Source organism: Pantoea sp. B9002 (assembly GCF_013385945.1).
Classification (GTDB): Bacteria; Pseudomonadota; Gammaproteobacteria; order Enterobacterales; family Enterobacteriaceae; genus Pantoea.
Genome location: NZ_JACAPA010000022.1, coordinates 1 through 19,930 on the forward strand (window position 1 = coordinate 1; position 19,930 = coordinate 19,930).

The following is a 19,930-nucleotide window of genomic DNA, read 5'->3' on the forward strand; positions in this document are numbered from 1 at the left end:
TGGCAAGACGGTATCTACGATCTGGGGCGTTCGCATTAATAGCGATGCGACGAAGAATTGCGCCGGGTTAAACCAAACCTTCCGCCTTCAACGCCGCCTGCACCGCTGGGCGCTCCGCAACCCGATTAAACCAGGCATCCAGCGCATCCAGTCCCGCTAAATCCAGCTTGATGGCCTTAGCCCAGCGCGTCACCACGAACAGATAGACATCGGCAACGGTAAAGCGCAATCCCAGCAGCCACTGTTTATCCTGCAACGCCTCATTCACCTGATGATACTTTTTCTCCAGTTGCGCACGCGCAATGGTTTTATAATCTTCCGGCGTATCCGGACGGAACAGCGGACTAAAACTTTTGTGCAGTTCGCTGCTGACAAAACTCAACCACTCCAGCGTGTGATAGCGCGTCAGGCTGCCGGTCGGGGCCAGCAGATTGCGATCCGGCTTGAGATCCGCCAGATACTGCACAATCGCCACGCCTTCGGTCAGGATGCTGCCATCGTCAAACTGCAGCGCCGGAACTTGTCCTTTCGGGTTAATCTGCCAGTAATCTTCTCCCTGCTCGGTCACTTTCTTCTGCAGGTCAACGTTCACCTGGGTAAAGTCGAGTCCGCATTCAAGCGCGACAATATGCGGTGATAGCGAACAGGCACCGGGCTTACAATAGAGTTTCATCATGGCTTCTCCTTGAGTGTTGTGGTGATCGAAGCAGCATAAGTCTGCCAGGGATTTTTACCCGTGACTGCGATCAGGAATTGCGGTCACCGTTCAGGTTTATTCAGCAAAGCATGGCAGTAATGGCAGCTTTTCGAGCGCAAAATCCCAAAATTGCCGCACTTTAGGCGTCATATTCTTCACGCGCTGGGTCACTAATTGCACCGGCAGCGGCGCCGGTTCCCATTCAGGCAGTAAACGCAGCAAATTTCCGCTGTGGATATCGTCGAGAACCTGATACGACAGCAGCCGTCCAATGCCGTGTGCGCTGCGCAACGCTTCCAGCTGGCTCTCCACATCATTAACCCGCAGACGCGGCGTAATGCGCACGCGCAGATCCTGGGCGAAGCGCCACTCGCGCGTATGGCGCAGGCTCGTTACTAACGCATGTTGAGTCAGTTCAGTGGGATGAAGAGGCGTGCCAGCCTGTTGCAGATAGTCGGGGCTGGCAACCAGCGTCGAGCGCACAGTGCCAACCTGACGCGCCACCATCGAAGAGTCCTGCAATTCACCAATGCGCAGCGCGATATCGAGGCCGTTTTCAATCAGGTCCTGATAGCTGTCGCTGAGCACCACTTCAATCTGCATCTCCACATGCTGTTGCAGGAAGGCATTCACCAAGGGCATCACGTGGCGACGACCAAACTGCACCGGCGCGGTTAAACGTAGCAAGCCATGCAGGCCGCTATGGTGAGCGCTGTCGATGGCGCGCTGATAATCGCTCAGCACGCGTTGTGCCTGCTCAAACAGCTGCCAGCCGGCTTCGGTGGGTGCCAGCTGGCGCGTGGTGCGCTCAATCAAAGTGGTGGCGAGGCGGGCTTCAAGGGTGTTGAGGGTGCGAGTGATCACCGGTGGCGATCGCTGTAACAAACGCGCGGCACCGGCCAAACTGCCTTGCTGGATAACCGCGACAAACACCTCAAGCTCATCAAACCTGTCCATGCTTATTCCACTCTGATTAACAGTGAGCCGACATCATGAAGTTAAGCGAGCAAAAAGCGAAGTGTGGGCGGCAGAAATCGTTAAAGGAAATGTGAATGGCGGGCAGAAAAAAGCCGGGACACGCCCTAATGCTCGTCAGTTACGCATCTTTCGGTCACCATAAATGGCGACCCTACAAAGGATTGGCGCGTTTTTCGTAGGGTGCGCATTCATGCGCACCTGCATACAGAATGCTTAACTGAGCGGCAGTAGGGACATGCCCGGTTTTCTACTTACTGATTGGCGCTGGCGCGTTTCAGTTCAGTTTGACTATCATCCTGCGTCATGCGGTTCAGCAGTGGCGCGGTGATTAACATCAGCAGGGCAATCACGCCGGTGGCGATACCAATCTGCTGGAACACATGGCTGTAAACCGCCAGTGACGTGTGCGGATCGGTTACATCACTCGGCACCGCCATCAGGTTCGCGACTTTGCCGGCAATCATTGCCGCACCCGCGGTGGTCAGGAACCAGGAACCCATAATGAAGCCCATCAGACGCTGTGGAACCAGCTGTGCCACCATCGCCAGGCCGAGACCAGAAATCATCAGCTCACCGATGCTCTGCAGCGCATAGCTGAGGATCAGCCAGTTCACTGAGACGATACCGGCTTCGTTGGCAAATTTGGCACCAAACGGCAGCACCAGGAAAGCCGCGGAACACAGCACCATACCGAAGGCGAATTTGTGTGGCATCGGCATTTTATCGCCGAGCTTGTTGTACACCGCTGCCAGAATCGGGCTTGCCAGCATAATCCAGAACGGGTTCAGCGCCTGGAACTGCTCTGGCTCAAAGGTGATGCCGAGAATCGCGTGCTCAACGTTGCGGATAGCGAAGAAGTTGAGTGAGGTCGGCATCTGCATGTAGAGCACGAAGAACACAATCGCTTCTACCATCAGCAGGAAGGCCACGATCATCTTACGACGTGCGGCTCCCTTCAGGGCGAAAGCTTCTTTAGCGAAGATCAGCACGATACCTGCGGCGATCACGCCCAAGGTGATACGTGCGATGCTCTGGTGATGCAGCAGCCAGGCCGCCAGCGCAATCAGCGCCACGATGCCAACCAGCGTCATCAACAGTTTACCCATCTGCAGCGGGGCGAAATCCGGCTTGGATCCGTAGTTTTTCACCAGACGTTGGCAGAACAGGAAGTTCAGCAGCGTGATCACCAGACCGACAACCGACAGCGAGAACGCCGCGCCCCAGCCATATTTCGCCGCCAGCCACGGGGTCAGCATCATCGAGAACAGGGAACCGATGTTGATCGACATATAGAACATGGTGAAGGCACCATCGAGGCGCGCGTCATCTTTCTCATAGCAGGTCGACAGCAGGGAAGACGGGTTAGCTTTAAACAAACCGCTACCAACGGCGATGGTCGCCATACCGATGTACACCATAGAGGTGTCATGGCCGGAGAAGGCAATCAGCGCATAACCCAGCGCCAGCACCATCACGCCGAGCACGATGACGCGTTTGGTACCCAGCACTTTATCGCCGAGCCAGCCGCCGATGGCGACTAAACCATACACCAGCGCGCTAAACGAGGTGAACAGCGTAATGGAGTCCGCTTCGGACATGCCCAGCTGTTTAACCAGGTAAACCGCCATGATGGCTTGCAGGCCGTAGTAACCAAAACGTTCCCACAGCTCGATGGAGAAGATCAGATAAAACGCTTTCGGTTGCTTAAAAGCGTTGAGGCTTGGCGCCCCGTCAGTGTGTTTGTTTGCAGTTGACACTTGTACCTCAGTTTTAACATAGCCTGTTTTGCGACAGGAATTAAGTCTGCGTCGGGCTGGGTAATCCCGCGCAACATTGTTATTAGAAAGGAAAAACGGCGACTAATTTGGCTGAATCAGTCCAACAGGGCAAGCATTTTCTGCACGCTGAAATACTTGCAATAGGTAGGGTTAATGCCGTTATACAAAGTTGTAAATCAGTGTTAAATCTCGCTGGGTGGCATTATATCAGGATAAACAGGTGAAATGCAGATCTGGAAGATCATTTTCCTGATATAAACTGCTCAGAGAGTCTTTGTCAGAACATAACGCTAAAGTTCATAATTTATACAGAGATTATTATTGCTGTTGTGCACAATATAAGCACAACAGCTTGATTGGTGAGCGTTATAAGCAGTCAAAAGATTCCAGAACGCTAATTAGTTGATCCTGCGCACAAAACCACGAATTAATTATCAGGGTAAAAGAAGAAAACGTTTGCGTAGCTGACATCTGGCGAATATTAGCGCGATCTGACACCCTATTTGGCAGATAAATAGGCGGCCATAAGCGCAATGCGTGGAAACGAAAGCCGCACAAATCGGCGTTTAAGGCGTTTAGACAGCGGGTTAACTTTGCTGTAACCTCCTTTTTTCCCTGAAAGGACGTAGTCATGATGAAGTCGATTCGTGTCGCCCTGATTGGCGATTACCGTGCTAATGCCGTTGCGCATCAGGCCATTCCTCCCGCTGTACAACTCGCTGCAAAAACCCTTTCCCTCAACGTCAGCGCCGACTGGATCGCCACGCCAGAGCTCGATCAGCACAACCTCAATGATTACCAGGCGATTTGGCTGGTTCCGGGCAGTCCTTATCTCAATGACGCGGGCGTGTTTGCCGCCCTTCGCTGGGCGCGGGAAAGCGGTAAGCCATTTTTGGGTTCATGCGGCGGATTTCAGTACGCCATCGTGGAGTACGCGCGCAATGTGCTGGGCTGGGAAGATGCAGCGCATGCGGAAACCGATCCCAGCGGTCGTTGGGTGATTGCACCGCTGGCCTGTTCGCTGGTGGAACAGCGTGGCAGCGTGACCTTCCAGCCGGGTTCACGTATTGCTCAGGCTTACGGTGCGTTACAGAGCGATGAGGGTTACCACTGCAACTTTGGCGTCAACGCCGAGTTCAGCGCAGCGCTGGCGACGCAGAATCTGCAGATCACGTCGTGGGATTTGGAAGGCGACGTGCGCGGCATTGAATTGACCGATCACCCGTTCTTTATCGCCACTTTGTTCCAGTCCGAAAGGGCGGCATTGCAGAACCGGCTGTCGCCGCTGGTGGTCGCCTGGTTGCAGGCCGCCGCAGGTTAAATACGCAGCTTGTCGTAGGGTCGCCATTCATGGCGACCTCAATCAACTGATCTGCAACAACGGCTTACGATCGCGCCCCGATTGGTGATAGCACTGAATAGCATCACGCCACTTCTCCAGCGGGAAAATCTCCACCTCGCCACACTCACTGGCACGTAACAGCGGCCAGAGCTCACCGAACAGCCGCTGCCAATCCTGATGCGCTAAACCCTCCAGCGTGTGCCGTACGTGGAACCAGTGCAGCGCCGGACGTGGCGCATTGACCCGCACCGGCTTGCCGCTCAGCACGCCATAAGCAACGAATTCAGCGTCGATAGACAACGATTGCCAAATCAACTGGCCGATGTCACCGCCGACCGCATCAAACACCCGATCGCACTGCTGAGCGACAGCCACAATCTCTGCCCGCTGCGTCTCAGGTAGCGCAGCAATGCCCAATTGCTGCAGCCGTTCGCCATGTTGCGGCGCACGATGAATCACGGTGATGCGGCTCGCGCCCATCTGCCGCGCCCACTGCGCCAGTAACAGGGCACAAGCGGAACCGCCAGCGGTGATCAGCACGCGCTTACCGGCTGGCGACCACTGTTTGAGCATCAGCAACGCCGCCAGCGGATTGATATAGGCGCGCGCCGCCAGCGTGGTGCTGATGTCGGGCGGAACCGGCACCGCAATCCACGGGTCGCAATCAACATAGCGCTGCCAGGTACCGGCGCTACGCAGCGGCAGCACGCGCTGGCCGAGCAAATGACTGAACGCGGGCGGAGCAGCGATCACTGTGCCGACGCCTTCATAGCCGGCGATGAGCGGCGGCGAGACGCGATGACGATAGGCGCCGGTAATTGGAATCAGGTCGGAAGCATTAACGGGAGCAAACTGCATTGCCACGCGCAGCAGGCCAGCAGCGCAGGGCGCTAAACCAGAGGATTCGAGCGTGAGTACGCTAACAGGATCGCCAAACTGCCGATAAGCGAGGGCAAGATTGCTTAGCGGCAGCGATTCAGAGTTCGGTTTTGGCGTCGAATTCACACAGATCTTCGATCAGACAGGATCCGCAACGCGGTTTGCGCGCCAAGCAGGTATAGCGACCGTGCAGAATCAGCCAGTGATGGCAATCGACTTTAAACGCAGCCGGCACCACTTTCAGCAGCTTATCTTCCACTTCTTCTACATTCTTACCCGGCGCAAAGCGGGTGCGATTGCTGACGCGGAAAATATGCGTATCGACAGCAATCGTCGGCCAGCCAAAAGCGGTATTCAGTACCACGTTGGCGGTTTTCCGCCCGACGCCCGGCAACGCTTCCAGCGCCGCACGATCTTCCGGCACTTCGCCGTCGTGCTGTTCCAGCAGAATGCGGCAGGTCTTGATGACGTTCTCCGCCTTGCTGTTAAACAGGCCGATGGTTTTGATGTACTCCTTAACGCCATCCACGCCAAGCGCCAGAATGGTTGCTGGCGTATTCGCCACCGGATAGAGCTTCGCGGTGGCTTTGTTAACACTGACGTCGGTGGCTTGCGCGGAGAGTAACACCGCAATCAGCAACTCAAACGGCGAGCTGAAGTTCAGTTCTGTGGTCGGATGCGGATTCTCATCACGCAGGCGCGTAAGGATCTGCGCGCGTTTCTCTTTATTCACACCGCTTTCCCGGTTGCGCCTTGCGGCTCTGCTTCAGGCGCTGCTGCACGGGTGGCCGCACGCTGTTTCATCTTCTGATCGATCAGGTATTTCGCCGCCAGCAGCATGCCCAAGCCGATAAAGGCACCCGGTGGCAGCATCGCCAGCAGCATCGGGGAATCAAAGTGCACCACTTCAATACGCAGCGCTTTGGCCCACGGCCCCAGCAGCTGATCCGCACCATTAAACAGCGTGCCGCTGCCAATCAGTTCACGAATCGATCCCAGCGTCACCATCGCGCAGGTTGCGCCCATGCCAATGGCAAAACCGTCCAGTGCGGAGAGCGGAATGCTGCTCTTTGAGGCGACCGCTTCAGCGCGACCGACCACGATGCAGTTGGTGACGATCAGCGGAATAAAGATGCCGAGCGACTGATACAAACCGTAGGCGTAGGCGTTAATCAGCATCTGCACGCAGCTCACCACCGAAGCGATGATCATCACGTAAATCGGAATACGGATTTCGGCCGGCACCCAGCGACGCGAGGCGGAAATTGCGCTGTTGGTGATGGTCAGCACTAGCGTGGTCGCCAGGCCTAAACCGAGGGCGTTGGTCGCGGTTGAGGTCACCGCCAGCAGCGGACAGAGACCGAGCAGCTGCACCAGCGCGGAGTTATTTTTCCACAGGCCGCCGACCAGTAAATTCTTGGCTTCACTCATTTGCATCTCCACATTCAGGCAGCGAAGCAAGCTTCGCTGGCAGTGTTTCAATCAGCAGCGCGGTGCGCTTGGTGGCGTTAACCACCGCGCGTGGCGTAATGGTTGCGCCGGTAAATTGGTCGAATTCACCGCCGTCTTTTTTCACCGCAAAATTTTTGTCATCAGCGCCGTGGATCACTTTGCCATTGAAGCTGTTAATCCAGTCTGAAATACGCAGTTCGATTTTATCGCCGAGGCCCGGCGTTTCATGATGCTCAACCACGCGCACGCCCAGCACTTTGCCGTGGAAATCGGCGCCGACCAACATCTGAATCGCCCCAGAATAGCCGTCTGGCGCGGTGGTCTCAAGCGCGGCCGCCACCGGCTGATCGCCTTTACGCGCTAAATAGAGATGGTGCGGGCGATCATTGCCCAGCGCCAGCGCATCGGTCACCAGATAACACTCTTGCTGGATGTGATTGTCGTACAGATCGGTCGGTACCACCTGATCTAACAGATTTTTCTGTTGCAGCGCGGTTTGATGCTCCACCGTCGGCTTGGTGACATAGTTAACCACCGCCGTCACGCCGGTGGTGATCACCGCAAAGGCCGCCAGCGTCACCGCATTTTTACGAATAGCTTCGATCATCTTCAATCCTTGCGATGGCCGTAAACGCGCGGCTGGGTGTAGTAATCAATCAGCGGCACACAAATATTGGCCAGCAATACCGCGAAGGCGACGCCGTCGGGATAGCCGCCAAAGCTGCGAATCAGCCACACCAGCAAACCAATCAGCGCGCCGTAAACCAGGCGGCCGCGATTGGTGGTTGATGCGGTCACCGGATCGGTGGCAATAAAGAACGCGCCGAGCATGGTGGCACCGGAGAACAGGTGAATCAGCGGTGAGTTAAGCGACGCCGGCGAGAACAACCAGCCGAGCGTGGCGCAGAACGCCAGCGAGACGAGGAAACTGACCGGAATGTGCCAGCGGATGGCATTCTTCGCCAGCAGCAGCGCGCCGCCGAGCAGATAACCGAGGTTAACCCACTGCCAGCCAACACCGGCTAACACGCCACTGTAGATCGGCTCCGCCAGCAGCTGTTCCGCGCTGTGTCCGGCGCGCAGACCGGTTTTAAAGGTATCGAGCGGTGTCGCCTGGCTAACGCCATCAACGCCGAGCTGCAGCTGCTGCATGGTTTCACCGGCCAGCGTGTGGTGGGTGAAGATCATGCTGAGCGAATCCAGCAGGCCGGGTTTGATCGCCTGCAGGCTATCGGGCGGCAGCCAACTGGTCATCTGCACCGGGAAGGAGATCAGCAGCACCACGTAACCCACCATTGCCGGGTTAAACGGGTTTTGCCCCAAACCGCCATACAGCTGTTTGGCAATGACGATGGCAAAAATGGTCCCTAACACCACCAACCACCATGGCGCGAGTGGTGGCAGGCTGATGCCCAGCAGCAACGCGGTAAGCAGGGCGGAGTTATCGGATAACGTCGGCACCACCGGCGTTTTGCGCAGGCGCAGAATCGCCCCTTCGGTGGCCCACGCGGTGGCGGTTGCCAGCAAAACCTGAATTAAGAAACCCACGCCAAAGAAATACCATTGTGCGGCCATGCCCGGCAGCGCGGCAAACACCACCAGCAGCATGATATTGCCGGTGCTGCGGCGGTTGTGGGTATAGGGAGAACTTGCGATACGAAAAGCCATTTAATCCTCAGTCGTCGAAGGCTGCTGCTGCGCTTTACGCGCTTTGGCACGGGCGACCGCAGCGGCAATCGCCGCTTTGCGTGGGTCGGCGGAGTCAGGAGAGGCAGCAGCCTCCACTTCAGGAGATGTGGCTTCAGCCTGCTGCGCGGCAGCGGCGGCTTTCTTCGCTTTGGCACGCGCAATCGCCGCTTCAACGGCGGCTTTGCGCGGATCAACTTCAGCAGCAGGTGCATCAGCTGACGGCTCGGCGGGTGCCGATGCAGCGGGTTGTGCGGCAGCGGCGGCTTTTTTGGCTTTGGCGCGCGCAATCGCCGCTTCAACGGCAGCTTTGCGTGGATCGACTTCAGCAGCAGGTGCGTCGGCTGGCGGCTCAGCTGTTGTCGATGCAGCAGGTTGTGCGGCGGCTTTTTTCGCCTTAGCACGCGCAATCGCGGCTTCAACCGCCGCTTTACGCGGATCGACTTCAGCAGCAGGTTCAGCGGCAGGCGCTATGTCAGCCGCCGGCGCGCCCGCTTTCTTCGCTTTCGCGCGGGCAATCGCCGCTTCCACCGCCGCTTTACGCGGATCGCCGGACTGACGACTTAGCGCCTGCGTTTCAGCTTGCTTCTCGGCCTGCTGCGCTAAGGCTTGTGCATGACGCGCTTCGCGTTCCGCAGCATCCTGCTCCGGCGTTTTTTCCTGACGCGCTTTCACGCGTGCCACGGCGGCGTCAAGTTCACCCTGATCGCTACGCGCCACGCGCTGTTTAGCCTGTTCATGACGCGCTTCACGCGCCTGTTTTTCGCGTTCCAGACGTGCCAGACGCGCTTCAAAACGCGCTTTCGCTTCGGCAGTGCGTTTCGCTTCGAGGTCGATGGCGCGCAGTTCGGCTTTTTCCTGGCGATAATATTGCACCAGCGGAATATTACTCGGGCAGACGTAAGCGCAGGCACCGCACTCAATGCAGTCATCAATATTGTGCGCGCGCGCTTTTTCGTGATCGCCGCCCTGGCTGTACCAGAACAGCTGCTGCGGCAGCAGTTTAGCCGGGCAGGCATCGGCGCAGGCGCTGCAGCGGATACAGGATTGTTCTTCCTGATCGTTGCCCATTTCGCTGGCCGACGGTGCCAGAATACAGTTGGAAATTTTTACCAGCGGTACGTTCAGCGACGGCAGGGTAAAGCCCATCAGCGGACCGCCCATGATCACCATCTGGCGCGATCCCGGCGTAAAACCGGCATGCTGCAGCAAGTGGCTCACCGGCGTACCGAGACGTCCCCAGACGTTGCGCGGGCGCGCCAGCGCTTCGCCGGTCAGCGTCACCACGCGTTCGGTGATCGGTTCGCCGTCAACGATGGCGCGTTTTACCGCCCACGCGGTGCCGACGTTCTGCATCAGCACACCGATATCGGTGGAACGTCCGCCGTGTGGCACTTCGAGGCCGGTGAGAATTTGCGTCAGCTGTTTCGCGCCGCCAGACGGATACTTGGTAGGAATCACGCGAATCTGCAATTCACGATCGCCGCCCAATGCCTGCTTCAGCGCGGCAATCGCTTCCGGTTTGTTATCTTCTACGCCGATCAGCACGCGTTCAGCCTGCAACACCCACGCCAGAATGCGGCAGCCTTCCAGCACTTCGGCGGCGCAATCCTGCATTAAACGGTCATCGGCGGTGATGTACGGCTCGCACTCGGCAGCGTTGATGATCAGGGTTTTGACGCCGCGCAGGCCGCCGCGCAGTTTGGTTGCGGTCGGGAAGCCCGCGCCGCCTAATCCGGCGATGCCCGCATTGTGAATGCGTTTTACCGCCTCTTCACGCGACAGGGCGCGGTAATCGGGCTGCGGATCGAGCGTGGTCCAGCGATCTTCGCCGTCGGCACGCAGGAAAATACACAGCTCGGAGAGTCCAGAAGGGTGCGCCGTCATGTGTGGCGCAATCTCTTCGATAGTGCCAGATGTCGGAGCGTGTACCGGCAGCATGCGTCCGCCGCCAAAGGTCAGCGGCTGACCGCGTAACACTTTGTCGCCGGGCGCCACGCAAATCTCGCCTTCATGGCCGATATGCTGTTTTAACGGAATGATAAAGCGCTCAGGCAGCGGTAACTGGCTCAGCGGCGTGCCGTTGGACTGTGTTTTCATTTCCGGCGGATGAATACCGCCCTGAAAATCCCACAGCTTCTCTTTGCGGAACAGGTTTAACAAATTAAGCATGGGTTTCTACCGGGATCACCCGTACAGGAATGGTGTCGAGATTCCACTTCCAGTTGGCCGTGGTGGTGGCAACCGGGCGCATCTCAATGCAGTCGGTCGGGCAAGGCGCAACGCAGAGATCGCAGCCGGTGCAGACATCGCTCAGCACGGTGTGCATGGCGCGCGTGGCACCAACGATGGCGTCTACCGGGCAAGCCTGAATACACTTGGTGCAGCCGATGCAGTTCTCTTCATCGATCCACGCCACGGTCCGTATCGGCTCCAGCACGTCTGCGCCGCCGTCGAGCGGTTGCGGTTCAACGTTGAGCAGCGCGGCCAGCTTGAGCATGGTCTGCTCGCCGCCGGGCGCGCACTTATTGATGGCTTCACCGTTGTTGCCCACCGCATCGGCATACGGGCGGCAGCCGGGATAGCCGCACTGACCACACTGGCTTTGCGGCAAAATCTCATCGATCTGTTCAACAATCGGATCTTCTTCCACCTCGAAGCGACGCGAGGCGTAACCCAGCAGGGCACCAAACACCAGGCCCAATGCAGCCAGCGCGATAATCGCAATCCAAATCGCGGTCATTAGAATTTCACCAGCCCGGTGAAGCCCATAAAGGCCAGCGCCATCAGACCTGCGGTGATCAGCGCAATCGAGTTGCCTTTGAACGGCGCGGGAACATTCGCCAGCACCAGACGCTCGCGCATACCGGCGAACAGCACCATCACCAGTGAGAAGCCGAGTGACGCACTGAAGCCATACAGCGCCGCCTGCAGGAAGGTGTGATTGAGGTTAACGCTCAGTAATGGCACGCCCAACACCGCACAGTTGGTGGTGATCAGCGGCAGGAAAATGCCCAGCAGGCGATAGAGTGACGGACTGGTTTTACGCACCACCATTTCGGTGAACTGCACCACAACCGCAATCACCAGGATATAGGCGAGGGTACGCAGATAGACCAGGTCGAGCGGCACCAGAATCAGGTGATTCACCAGCCAGGCGCAGATCGCCGCCAGCGTAATCACGAAGGTGGTGGCAAGTCCCATGCCAATGGCCGTTTCCAGTTTTTTTGACACGCCCATAAATGGGCAAAGGCCGAGGAATTTGACCAACACGAAGTTGTTCACCAGCACGGTGCCAATAAAGAGAAGTAAGTAATCGGTCATTTTTTAACCTGGGAAGCCGAAAGGCGTCTATTATCCGGAATTGAGAGGTGCATCTCAACCTTCAACGGGTTTGTGGGCGCGTTGAGAGCACTCAGAATTAAATTGCTGACGAAACTCACGTCATTATGGCTGGATAAACGTCTGTTTTACGCGTTGAGAGCGTTTGAAATAGGGCACAAACACCGCAGCAGCCAGCAGCGACAGCAGCAACGTCTGAATCGCTTTGCCATCGGCCACCGGTGTGAAGGCAAAGGTTTTTAACGCCAGCAGAATCGTCATCAGCAGCCACAGGATGTAGTGGCGCGGTAAACGACGCGAACGTTTACAGAAAATCCAGCACACCCAAATGCTATAGGCCCACACCACCGCCGCGGTCAGCAGTGAGATCGACCATTGCGTCAGCAAGGTGCCGCCGTGCGAGAACAGCGTGGTGCGTAATTCGGGATTAAACAGCGGGCTCAGATACATCGCCACCACCAGCGCACTGGTCAGCATGGTCATAATCAGCCACGCCAGCGGCAGCAGTAGCCAGCCAGCAATACGTGGCGGGTTCACCAGTTGGGTCATCGACAAGATCCTGTTTGCAGAGAAGAGGGCGATGCAGAGCGTATCATGTCCAAACGGGGCACGCCCGACCTGGACAACGCAAGAGCGCAGATAAAGAGGGGATAAATCAATTAGATCACGTAGCGCCATACGGTTTTCGGCACGCGGCCCATATCGAACAGACGTCCGCCAGAGACCAGTTCAGCACGTCGATGGTCGGCAGCGCGATACATATTGATGATCTCGTTATCATCAGTCAGCGAATAATTAAGATGGTCGTAGAGTTTTTCCAGACTATCGAGATTATTCACTTTGCGGAATTTCAGCAGGTAATCTAACGCAGTCATGATTGCCATTTAAATATAAAGTACTCGGAAGTGCCCAAGTATAGGGAGCACGCAGCGAGAGTCCATACGCGACTCACAAAAAAATACAAAATTCAGACAACATGCGCTAATTCGCTCATGAAACGACACTTTTTTGCCTTTTAGGCGTTTTAAACGCGCATTTAAAGTACGATTTAAGGCAAATTCAGGCCGGTATTTAGCGGGCTTGTGAGAAAATCTCACACTATTAATGCATTATTCGAAAGCCGTTATTTCTCCGTCTCTATAATAGGTATTTGCGATCGCGCTGCGGATGAATCCGTTATTTATTCCGCACTGGTCAGCAAATTTATGCACACGCCATGAAACCGGCACTCACAATCTGTGCGAGCAGTCACAAAACCAATAATTGATTGTCGCGGCAGACAATAACCATTCTTTACGCACCCGCTGTAATCGTTTCCAGTAGTGAGAAGCATAACCGATTCTGTTTATTACATTTATTTAACCACCTCCGCAATGATTAGCAGGCAATTTGTCCATAACGCCATGCTGGCTGAAGCATTGTCTGTTCGCGTAACTCCTTTAATTCACTCTGATTTGTGAAGTATGTCGCGCTTGTTTACGCGCTTTTCAGCCAGGCTTAATTCGCGTTTTGTACCCCTACAACACACTCCCTTCAGAGGAATGAAATTATGTGGAAACGTTTACTCTTGACCGCCATGGTGAGCTCGGCACTGAGTACGTCGGTGTTGGCCGCTGATATGACGGTAGGCTTCTCACAGGTTGGCTCGGAATCTGGCTGGCGTTCAGCAGAAACCAATGTGGCAAAAAGTGAAGCGCAAAAGCGCGGTATCACGCTGAAAATCGCCGATGGCCAGCAGAAACAAGAGAACCAAATCAAAGCGGTGCGCTCGTTCATCGCGCAGGGCGTTGATGCCATCTTCATTGCGCCGGTGGTGCAAACAGGATGGGAACCGGTGCTGGAAGAAGCCAAAGACGCCAAGATCCCAGTGTTCTTACTCGATCGCGCCATCGTGGTGAAAGACAAATCGCTGTACATGGCGGTGGTCACCGCGGACAACGTGCTGGAAGGTAAGTTGATTGGTGACTGGCTGGTGAAAACGGTCGCGGACAAAAAATGTAACGTCGTCGAGCTGCAAGGCACCGTCGGCGCCAGCGTAGCGATTGACCGTAAGAAAGGCTTCGCCGAAGCCATCGCTGGCCACAACAACATTAAAGTGATTCGTTCGCAGTCCGGTGACTTTACCCGCAGTAAAGGTAAAGAGGTGATGGAGAGCTTTATCAAGGCGGAAAACAACGGCAAGAACATCTGCATGGTTTACGCGCATAACGATGATATGGCGATCGGTGCCATTCAGGCGATCAAAGAAGCGGGTCTCAAGCCAGGCAAAGATATTCTTACCGGTTCGATTGACGGCGTGCCCGATATCTACAAAGCGATGCTGGCCGGTGAAGCCAATGCCAACGTGGAGCTGACGCCAAATATGGCCGGTCCGGCATTCGACGCGCTGGAGAAATTCAAGAAAGACGGCACGATGCCGCCGAAAATCATCAAAACAGAATCGAAACTGTATCTGCCGGACTCCGCGCAGGCGCAGCTCGATACCAAAAAAGGCATGGGTTACTGATCCCCGCAACCGCCCTTCGGGGCGGTTTTTGATGACGTAAGGCGAGGTAGAACCTGATGAGCACCTCCGATGAAACCGCACTGCTGACCATTAGCGGCGTCAGCAAAGGCTTTCCTGGCGTGAAGGCGCTGGATAATGTCTCGTTCAGCATCCGCAAGGGCGAGATTATGGCGTTGCTGGGCGAAAACGGCGCGGGCAAATCCACGCTGATTAAAGTCCTGACCGGCGTGTATACCCGCGATGCCGGCACGGTAACCCTTAACGGCAAGGCGATTACGCCGCACAACACCGCTGATGCGCAGGAGATGGGCATTGGCACGGTTTATCAGGAAGTGAACCTGCTGCCGAATATGTCGGTGGCGGATAATTTGTACATTGGCCGCGAGCCGCGTCGCTTCGGCATGATTGATCGCAAACGCATGGTGCGCGATGCCGATGCGCTGATGCGCAATTACGGCTTCGTGCTCGACGTGACGCGTCCGCTGGGCCATTTCTCGGTGGCGATGCAGCAGATCATTGCGATTTGCCGCGCGGTCGATCTCTCCGCGCAGGTGCTGATCCTCGATGAACCGACCGCCAGCCTCGATGCCAATGAAGTCGAAATGCTGTTTACCCTGATGGCGCAGCTGAAAGCCAAAGGGATGAGCCTGATTTTTGTCACCCATTTTCTCGACCAGGTTTACCGCATTACCGATCGCATCACTGTGCTGCGTAACGGCCAGTTTATTGCCACGCGCGATACCGCCACGCTGCCGCAGATTGAACTGATCAAGCTGATGCTGGGGCGCGAGCTGCTGGAAACTGCTTTACAGCGTCAGGGCAGTACGCTGCGCAGCAATCAGCCGGTGGTGTCGTTTGAAGATTATGGCAAGAAGGGCACCATTGAACCCTTCAACCTGCAGGTGCGTCCGGGTGAAGTGGTGGGACTGGCGGGATTGCTTGGTTCAGGCCGTACCGAAACCGCCGAAGTGCTGTTCGGCATTCGCCGGGCGGATCGCGGCACCGCGACCATCAAGGGCAAAGTGCAGAACATCCGCACGCCCGCCAAGGCTTCGCGTCTTGGCATGGGTTTCTGTCCGGAAGATCGTAAAACCGACGGCATCATTGGTGGCGCGTCGGTGCGCGAAAATATCATTCTGGCGCTGCAGGCGCAGCGCGGCTGGCTGCGACCGATCAAGCGTCGTGAGCAGCAGGAGATCGCCGAACGCTTTATCAAGAGCCTTGGCATTCGCACGCCGCATGCCGATCAGCCGGTTGAGCTGTTGTCCGGCGGCAACCAGCAAAAGGTGCTGCTGTCGCGCTGGCTGGTGACCAAACCGCAATTCCTGATCCTCGACGAGCCAACGCGCGGCATCGATGTAGGCGCGCACGCCGAGATCATTCGCTTAATTGAAACCCTGTGCGCCGACGGATTGGCGCTGCTGGTTATCTCCTCTGAACTCGAAGAACTGGTGGGCTATGCCGATCGCGTGTTGATCATGCGCGATTTGAAGCAGGTGGCCGAAATCCCGCTGGAGCAGCTGTCGGTGGCCGCGATCGTCAACGCCATCGCCGATGGAGGAGCACAACATGCTTGAATCCCCTATGACACATGACAAACCCGAACGGCGTAAGCCGAAGCTGCCGCCCGGCATGCCGCAGATTGTGGCGCTGATTCTGGTGCTGCTGGTGGATAGCCTGGTAGCGAATAACTTTTTTGCCATTCACATTCAGGATGGCCGTTTGTTCGGCAGCCCGATTGATATCCTCAACCGCGCCGCGCCGGTTGCGCTGCTGGCGATTGGCATGACGCTGGTGATTGCCACCGGCGGCATCGATCTGTCGGTGGGCGCGGTGATGGCGATTGCGGGCGCGACGGCGGCAACTTTGACGGTGGCGGGGCACAGCTTACCGTTCATCATTCTGGTGACGCTCGGTACCGGCCTGGCCTGCGGTTTGTGGAATGGCATTTTGGTAGCGCTGCTAAAAATTCAGCCGTTTGTCGCCACCCTGATTTTGATGGTGGCGGGACGCGGCGTGGCGCAGCTGATCACGCAGGGCCAAATCGTCACCTTCAACAGCGATAGCCTGGCGTGGTTTGGCAGCGGTTCGCTGTGGCTGCTGCCGGTGCCGGTATGGATTACGCTGCTGGTGGCGTTAGTGGTGTGGCTGCTGACGCGCAAAACCGCGCTTGGGCTGTTTATCGAAGCGGTCGGTATCAACCTGCGCGCGGCGCGCAATGCCGGAGTTAATGGCTGGCTGGTGGTGATGTCGACCTATGTGATTAGCGGCATGTGTGCGGCGGTGGCGGGCATGATCGTCGCTGCGGATATCCGCGGTGCCGACGCCAATAACGCCGGTTTGTGGCTGGAGCTGGATGCCATTTTAGCGGTGGTGATTGGCGGAGCCTCGCTGATGGGCGGACGCTTCAATCTGGTGCTGTCACTGATTGGCGCCTTGATTATTCAGTCGATGAATACCGGTATTTTGCTGTCCGGCTTCCAGCCTGAACTCAATCAGGTGGTGAAAGCGGTGGTGGTGATGTGCGTATTGCTGCTGCAGTCGCCACGCTTTATTGCCATGTTGAAACGGAGACGCCCGAAATGATGAAACGTCATCTGCCATTGATGATCACGCTGCTGGTGTTTGTGGCGGGTTATCTGTTTTGCCTGAGCCAATTTCCCGGCTTCGCTTCAACGCGCGTGATCTGCAATATCCTCACCGATAACGCCTTCCTCGGCATTATCGCCGTCGGTATGACGTTCGTGATTTTGTCCGGCGGCATTGATCTGTCGGTGGGCGCGGTGATTGCCTTCAGCGGCGTGTTTCTGGCGCGGGTGATTGGTGATTATCATCTCGATCCGCTTCTGGCGTTTGCGCTGGTGCTGGCGATGGGCGCGCTGTTTGGCGCGATGATGGGCTGGCTGATCGATGCGCTGAAAATCCCGGCATTTATCATTACGCTGGCGGGGATGTTTTTCCTGCGCGGCTGCAGCTATCTGGTATCGGAGAATTCGATTCCTATCGATCATCCGCTCTATACCACGCTGTCGAGTCTGGCGTGGAAGATCCCCGGCGGCGGACGCCTGAGCTTGCTGGCGCTGATTATGCTGGTGGTGGTGCTCGGCGGCATTATCCTGGCGCACCGCACGCGCTTTGGTAATCAGGTGTATGCGATTGGCGGCAGTCTGACTTCTGCGCAGCTGATGGGCGTGTCGACGCGCGCGACGACCATCAAGATTTATATGTTGTCGACCACGCTGGCGACGCTGGCGGGCATTGTGTTCTCCATTTATACCTCGGCGGGTTATGCGCTGGCGGGATTGGGTGTGGAACTGGACGCGATTGCCTCGGTGGTGATTGGTGGCACCTTGTTGTCCGGCGGCGTGGGTACGGTGTTGGGCACGTTGTTCGGCGTGTTGATTCAGGGATTGATTCAGACCTGGATTAACTTCGACGGCACCTTGAGTTCATGGTGGACCAAGATCGCCATCGGCATTCTGCTGTTCGCGTTTATCGCGCTGCAACGCCTGTTAACGGTGATGTGGGATCGCCAGCAAAACGCTCCTGTTAAGCGTTTGACCTCTTAACTTCTTCACCCGCCTTTCCCTCACCCCAACCCTCTCCCGCACGCGGGAGAGGGAGCCGATCGGTGCAGCCATAAGCAGCACTATTGCCTTAAGCAAAAGCATAAGTTGAGTTCGGAGTGACAGCGTTTATAAAACGGTTCCTTCTCCCGCTTGCGGGAGAAGGTTAGGATGAGGGGAATATCGCAGAGGACTAATCAACGTGCCAGGCGGTAATACGCCTCATTCCAGCGCAGTGCATCTTTAAATGCCGGTAAGCGCGTCTCCTCATCAATCACCAGCACTTCAATGCCATTCAGCTCGCCGTACAGATACATATCATCCAAATCCAGCGCCTGGCTGAACACCGTATGGTGCGCGCCGCCGGCCAGAATCCAGGCTTCTGATGCGGTGGCTAGCGATGGCTGGGCACGCCACAGCGCACGGGCCACCGGCAATTTTGGCAGCGGTTTTGGCTGTTCGATAGCATCCACCACATTCACCAGCAAACGGAAACGATCGCCCAGATCGATCACGCTGGCATTCACCGCGCGTCCTGCTGGCGTGGAGAAGATCATGCGCGCCGGATCGGCTTTGTCACCAATGCCGAGGAATTGCACATCAATCAGCGGCTTCTCCTCTTTGGCGATGGACGGGCACACTTCCAGCATATGCGAGCCCAGCACCAAATCGTTGCCCGGTGAGAAGTGATAGGTGTAATCCTCCATAAAGGAGGTGCCGCCAGCGCGTGCGCCCGCCTGGATTTTGAGGATGTGCAGCAGCGCGGCGGTTTTCCAGTCGCCTTCACCGGCAAATCCGTAGCCCTGGCCCATCAAGCGCTGCACCGCCAAACCGGGCAGTTGCGTCATGCCGTGTAAAGTCTGGAAGTTGGTGGTGAAGGCTTTGCAGCCCTCGGCTTCGAGGAAACGTTTCAGACCCAGCTCAATGCGTGCTGCATCCAGTACGTTTTGACGTTTGTCGCCGTTGACGGCGGCGGCATCGGTAAAGCGATATTGGCTTTCATATTCGTCAATCAACGCGTTGACATCGCCATCGCTGACGCTATTCACCACCTCGACCAAATCGCCCACGCCCCAGCCATTCACGGAGTAACCAAACTGAATCTGTGCTGCGACTTTATCACCTTCGGTCACCGCCACTTCTCGCATGTTGTCGCCGAAGCGCGCCACTTTCAGCTGCTGGCTGGCCTGTTTTGCCAGCGCGGCATTGATCCAGCGTCCGATGCGCTGCTGGCTGGCTTTATCCTGCCAGTGACCGGTAACCACGCTGTGCTGTAAGCCCATACGCGCGCCGATAAAGCCGAACTCGCGGCCGCCGTGCGCGGTTTGGTTAAGATTCATAAAGTCCATATCCATGCTGTCCCACGGAATCTCCGCGTTGAACTGGGTATGGAATTGCAGCAGCGGCTTATTCAGGATGCTCAGGCCACCAATCCACATCTTGGCCGGCGAGAAGGTGTGCAGCCAGGTAATGATGCCGACGCACTGATTATCGTGGTTGGCGTCGCGGCACAATGCCAGCGCTTCGTCTGGTGATTTCACCAGCGGCTTCAGCACCAGCGATACCGGCAAGGTGCCGGCCTGATTCAATCCGTCCATCACCTGGCGAGCGTGCTGTTCTACCTGACGCAAGGTTTCCGCGCCGTAAAGGTGCTGCGTACCAATAACAAACCACACCTGTTGTGCGTTGTGCTGTTCCATTAAA

General features: G+C 56.7%; 19 protein-coding genes. 5 read left to right on the top strand and 14 right to left on the bottom strand.

The annotated features are described in order from the left end of the window. Positions 1-67 precede the first annotated feature (67 nt). The 3 genes from gstA to dtpA all read right to left on the bottom strand — a co-directional run bounded on the left by gstA (position 68) and on the right by dtpA (position 3,432). On the bottom strand, positions 68-673 hold the full coding sequence (gstA, locus tag HX773_RS13025) for a glutathione transferase GstA (protein WP_176971933.1): 606 nt from the start codon (positions 671-673) through the stop codon (positions 68-70). A gap of 99 nt (positions 674-772) precedes the next feature. Then, positions 773-1,654 carry a LysR family transcriptional regulator gene (locus HX773_RS13030; RefSeq protein WP_176971852.1) on the bottom strand — a complete coding sequence of 294 codons (882 nt, stop codon included), beginning with the start codon at positions 1,652-1,654 and terminating at the stop codon, positions 773-775. A 272-nt stretch (positions 1,655-1,926) separates the two neighbouring features. Beyond that, positions 1,927-3,432: a dipeptide/tripeptide permease DtpA gene (gene dtpA, locus HX773_RS13035; RefSeq protein WP_176971853.1), complete on the bottom strand. Its 1,506-nt coding sequence runs from the start codon at positions 3,430-3,432 to the stop codon at positions 1,927-1,929. A 652-nt stretch (positions 3,433-4,084) separates the two neighbouring features. On the opposite strand from dtpA, the gene HX773_RS13040 reads away from it, so the two are divergent. Next, positions 4,085-4,774, top strand: coding sequence for a CTP synthase (locus HX773_RS13040; protein ID WP_176971854.1), 690 nt, complete (start codon positions 4,085-4,087; stop codon positions 4,772-4,774). Between the two features lie 42 nt (positions 4,775-4,816). Here HX773_RS13040 and HX773_RS13045 read toward each other — a convergent pair whose 3' ends face one another. The 10 genes from HX773_RS13045 to ydgT form a co-directional block, all read right to left on the bottom strand. Further along, positions 4,817-5,653: a zinc-dependent alcohol dehydrogenase family protein gene (locus tag HX773_RS13045; RefSeq protein WP_176971934.1), complete on the bottom strand. Its 837-nt coding sequence runs from the start codon at positions 5,651-5,653 to the stop codon at positions 4,817-4,819. Between the two features lie 118 nt (positions 5,654-5,771). Continuing rightward, positions 5,772-6,407 carry an endonuclease III gene (gene nth, locus HX773_RS13050; RefSeq protein ID WP_176971855.1) on the bottom strand — a complete coding sequence of 212 codons (636 nt, stop codon included), beginning with the start codon at positions 6,405-6,407 and terminating at the stop codon, positions 5,772-5,774. Then, the gene (locus tag HX773_RS13055; protein ID WP_008110261.1) at positions 6,404-7,105 is read right to left on the bottom strand and encodes an electron transport complex subunit E; all 702 of its coding nucleotides are present in this window, start codon (positions 7,103-7,105) and stop codon (positions 6,404-6,406) included. Before HX773_RS13055 ends, nth begins: the two co-directional genes overlap by 4 nt. Continuing rightward, positions 7,098-7,733: an electron transport complex subunit RsxG gene (rsxG, locus tag HX773_RS13060; RefSeq protein WP_101764528.1), complete on the bottom strand. Its 636-nt coding sequence runs from the start codon at positions 7,731-7,733 to the stop codon at positions 7,098-7,100. The genes HX773_RS13055 and rsxG overlap by 8 nt, the downstream gene beginning before the upstream one ends. 2 nt (positions 7,734-7,735) lie before the next feature. Next, entirely contained in the window at positions 7,736-8,794 is a 1,059-nt protein-coding gene (gene rsxD / locus HX773_RS13065) for an electron transport complex subunit RsxD (RefSeq protein ID WP_176971856.1), read from the bottom strand. Continuing rightward, complete coding sequence (gene rsxC / locus HX773_RS13070) at positions 8,795-10,984, bottom strand: electron transport complex subunit RsxC (RefSeq protein ID WP_176971857.1); 2,190 nt, start codon at positions 10,982-10,984, stop codon at positions 8,795-8,797. Next, entirely contained in the window at positions 10,977-11,555 is a 579-nt protein-coding gene (rsxB, locus tag HX773_RS13075) for an electron transport complex subunit RsxB (protein WP_110866053.1), read from the bottom strand. The genes rsxC and rsxB overlap by 8 nt, the downstream gene beginning before the upstream one ends. Next, positions 11,555-12,136: an electron transport complex subunit RsxA gene (gene rsxA, locus HX773_RS13080; RefSeq protein ID WP_008110256.1), complete on the bottom strand. Its 582-nt coding sequence runs from the start codon at positions 12,134-12,136 to the stop codon at positions 11,555-11,557. Before rsxA ends, rsxB begins: the two co-directional genes overlap by 1 nt. 123 nt (positions 12,137-12,259) lie before the next feature. Beyond that, positions 12,260-12,703 (bottom strand): DUF2569 domain-containing protein, encoded by a 444-nt coding sequence (locus HX773_RS13085; RefSeq protein ID WP_176971858.1) that lies wholly within the window; start codon positions 12,701-12,703, stop codon positions 12,260-12,262. Between the two features lie 110 nt (positions 12,704-12,813). Further along, positions 12,814-13,029 (bottom strand): transcription modulator YdgT, encoded by a 216-nt coding sequence (gene ydgT, locus HX773_RS13090; protein WP_036650139.1) that lies wholly within the window; start codon positions 13,027-13,029, stop codon positions 12,814-12,816. A 674-nt stretch (positions 13,030-13,703) separates the two neighbouring features. Here ydgT and ytfQ point away from each other — a divergent pair. From ytfQ to yjfF, 4 genes are read left to right on the top strand one after another with little or no spacing between them, the layout of a single operon-like run. Next, a complete protein-coding gene (gene ytfQ, locus HX773_RS13095; protein ID WP_100699935.1) occupies positions 13,704-14,660 on the top strand; it encodes a galactofuranose ABC transporter, galactofuranose-binding protein YtfQ in 957 nt (318 codons plus the stop codon). Positions 14,661-14,716: 56 nt separating this feature from the next. Then, a complete protein-coding gene (locus tag HX773_RS13100; protein ID WP_176971859.1) occupies positions 14,717-16,237 on the top strand; it encodes a sugar ABC transporter ATP-binding protein in 1,521 nt (506 codons plus the stop codon). Beyond that, positions 16,230-17,246 carry a galactofuranose ABC transporter, ATP-binding protein YtfT gene (gene ytfT, locus HX773_RS13105; protein ID WP_008110246.1) on the top strand — a complete coding sequence of 339 codons (1,017 nt, stop codon included), beginning with the start codon at positions 16,230-16,232 and terminating at the stop codon, positions 17,244-17,246. The genes HX773_RS13100 and ytfT overlap by 8 nt, the downstream gene beginning before the upstream one ends. Continuing rightward, on the top strand, positions 17,243-18,229 hold the full coding sequence (gene yjfF, locus HX773_RS13110; protein ID WP_176971860.1) for a galactofuranose ABC transporter, permease protein YjfF: 987 nt from the start codon (positions 17,243-17,245) through the stop codon (positions 18,227-18,229). Before ytfT ends, yjfF begins: the two co-directional genes overlap by 4 nt. Before the next feature lie 194 nt (positions 18,230-18,423). On the opposite strand, the gene araA is transcribed toward yjfF, so the two are convergent. Next, a complete protein-coding gene (gene araA / locus HX773_RS13115; RefSeq protein ID WP_176971861.1) occupies positions 18,424-19,926 on the bottom strand; it encodes an L-arabinose isomerase in 1,503 nt (500 codons plus the stop codon). Positions 19,927-19,930 lie beyond the last annotated feature (4 nt).

Coding starts and splice junctions, on each gene's coding strand:
- gstA (WP_176971933.1), bottom strand. CDS start 673: ATGAAACTCTATTGTAAGCCCGGTGCCTGTTCGCTATCACCGCATATT.
- HX773_RS13030 (WP_176971852.1), bottom strand. CDS start 1,654: ATGGACAGGTTTGATGAGCTTGAGGTGTTTGTCGCGGTTATCCAGCAA.
- HX773_RS13040 (WP_176971854.1), top strand. CDS start 4,085: ATGATGAAGTCGATTCGTGTCGCCCTGATTGGCGATTACCGTGCTAAT.
- HX773_RS13045 (WP_176971934.1), bottom strand. CDS start 5,653: ATGCAGTTTGCTCCCGTTAATGCTTCCGACCTGATTCCAATTACCGGC.
- HX773_RS13055 (WP_008110261.1), bottom strand. CDS start 7,105: ATGAGTGAAGCCAAGAATTTACTGGTCGGCGGCCTGTGGAAAAATAAC.
- rsxG (WP_101764528.1), bottom strand. CDS start 7,733: ATGATCGAAGCTATTCGTAAAAATGCGGTGACGCTGGCGGCCTTTGCG.
- rsxD (WP_176971856.1), bottom strand. CDS start 8,794: ATGGCTTTTCGTATCGCAAGTTCTCCCTATACCCACAACCGCCGCAGC.
- rsxC (WP_176971857.1), bottom strand. CDS start 10,984: ATGCTTAATTTGTTAAACCTGTTCCGCAAAGAGAAGCTGTGGGATTTT.
- rsxB (WP_110866053.1), bottom strand. CDS start 11,555: ATGACCGCGATTTGGATTGCGATTATCGCGCTGGCTGCATTGGGCCTG.
- rsxA (WP_008110256.1), bottom strand. CDS start 12,136: ATGACCGATTACTTACTTCTCTTTATTGGCACCGTGCTGGTGAACAAC.
- HX773_RS13085 (WP_176971858.1), bottom strand. CDS start 12,703: ATGACCCAACTGGTGAACCCGCCACGTATTGCTGGCTGGCTACTGCTG.
- ydgT (WP_036650139.1), bottom strand. CDS start 13,029: ATGACTGCGTTAGATTACCTGCTGAAATTCCGCAAAGTGAATAATCTC.
- ytfQ (WP_100699935.1), top strand. CDS start 13,704: ATGTGGAAACGTTTACTCTTGACCGCCATGGTGAGCTCGGCACTGAGT.
- HX773_RS13100 (WP_176971859.1), top strand. CDS start 14,717: ATGAGCACCTCCGATGAAACCGCACTGCTGACCATTAGCGGCGTCAGC.
- ytfT (WP_008110246.1), top strand. CDS start 16,230: ATGCTTGAATCCCCTATGACACATGACAAACCCGAACGGCGTAAGCCG.
- yjfF (WP_176971860.1), top strand. CDS start 17,243: ATGATGAAACGTCATCTGCCATTGATGATCACGCTGCTGGTGTTTGTG.
- araA (WP_176971861.1), bottom strand. CDS start 19,926: ATGGAACAGCACAACGCACAACAGGTGTGGTTTGTTATTGGTACGCAG.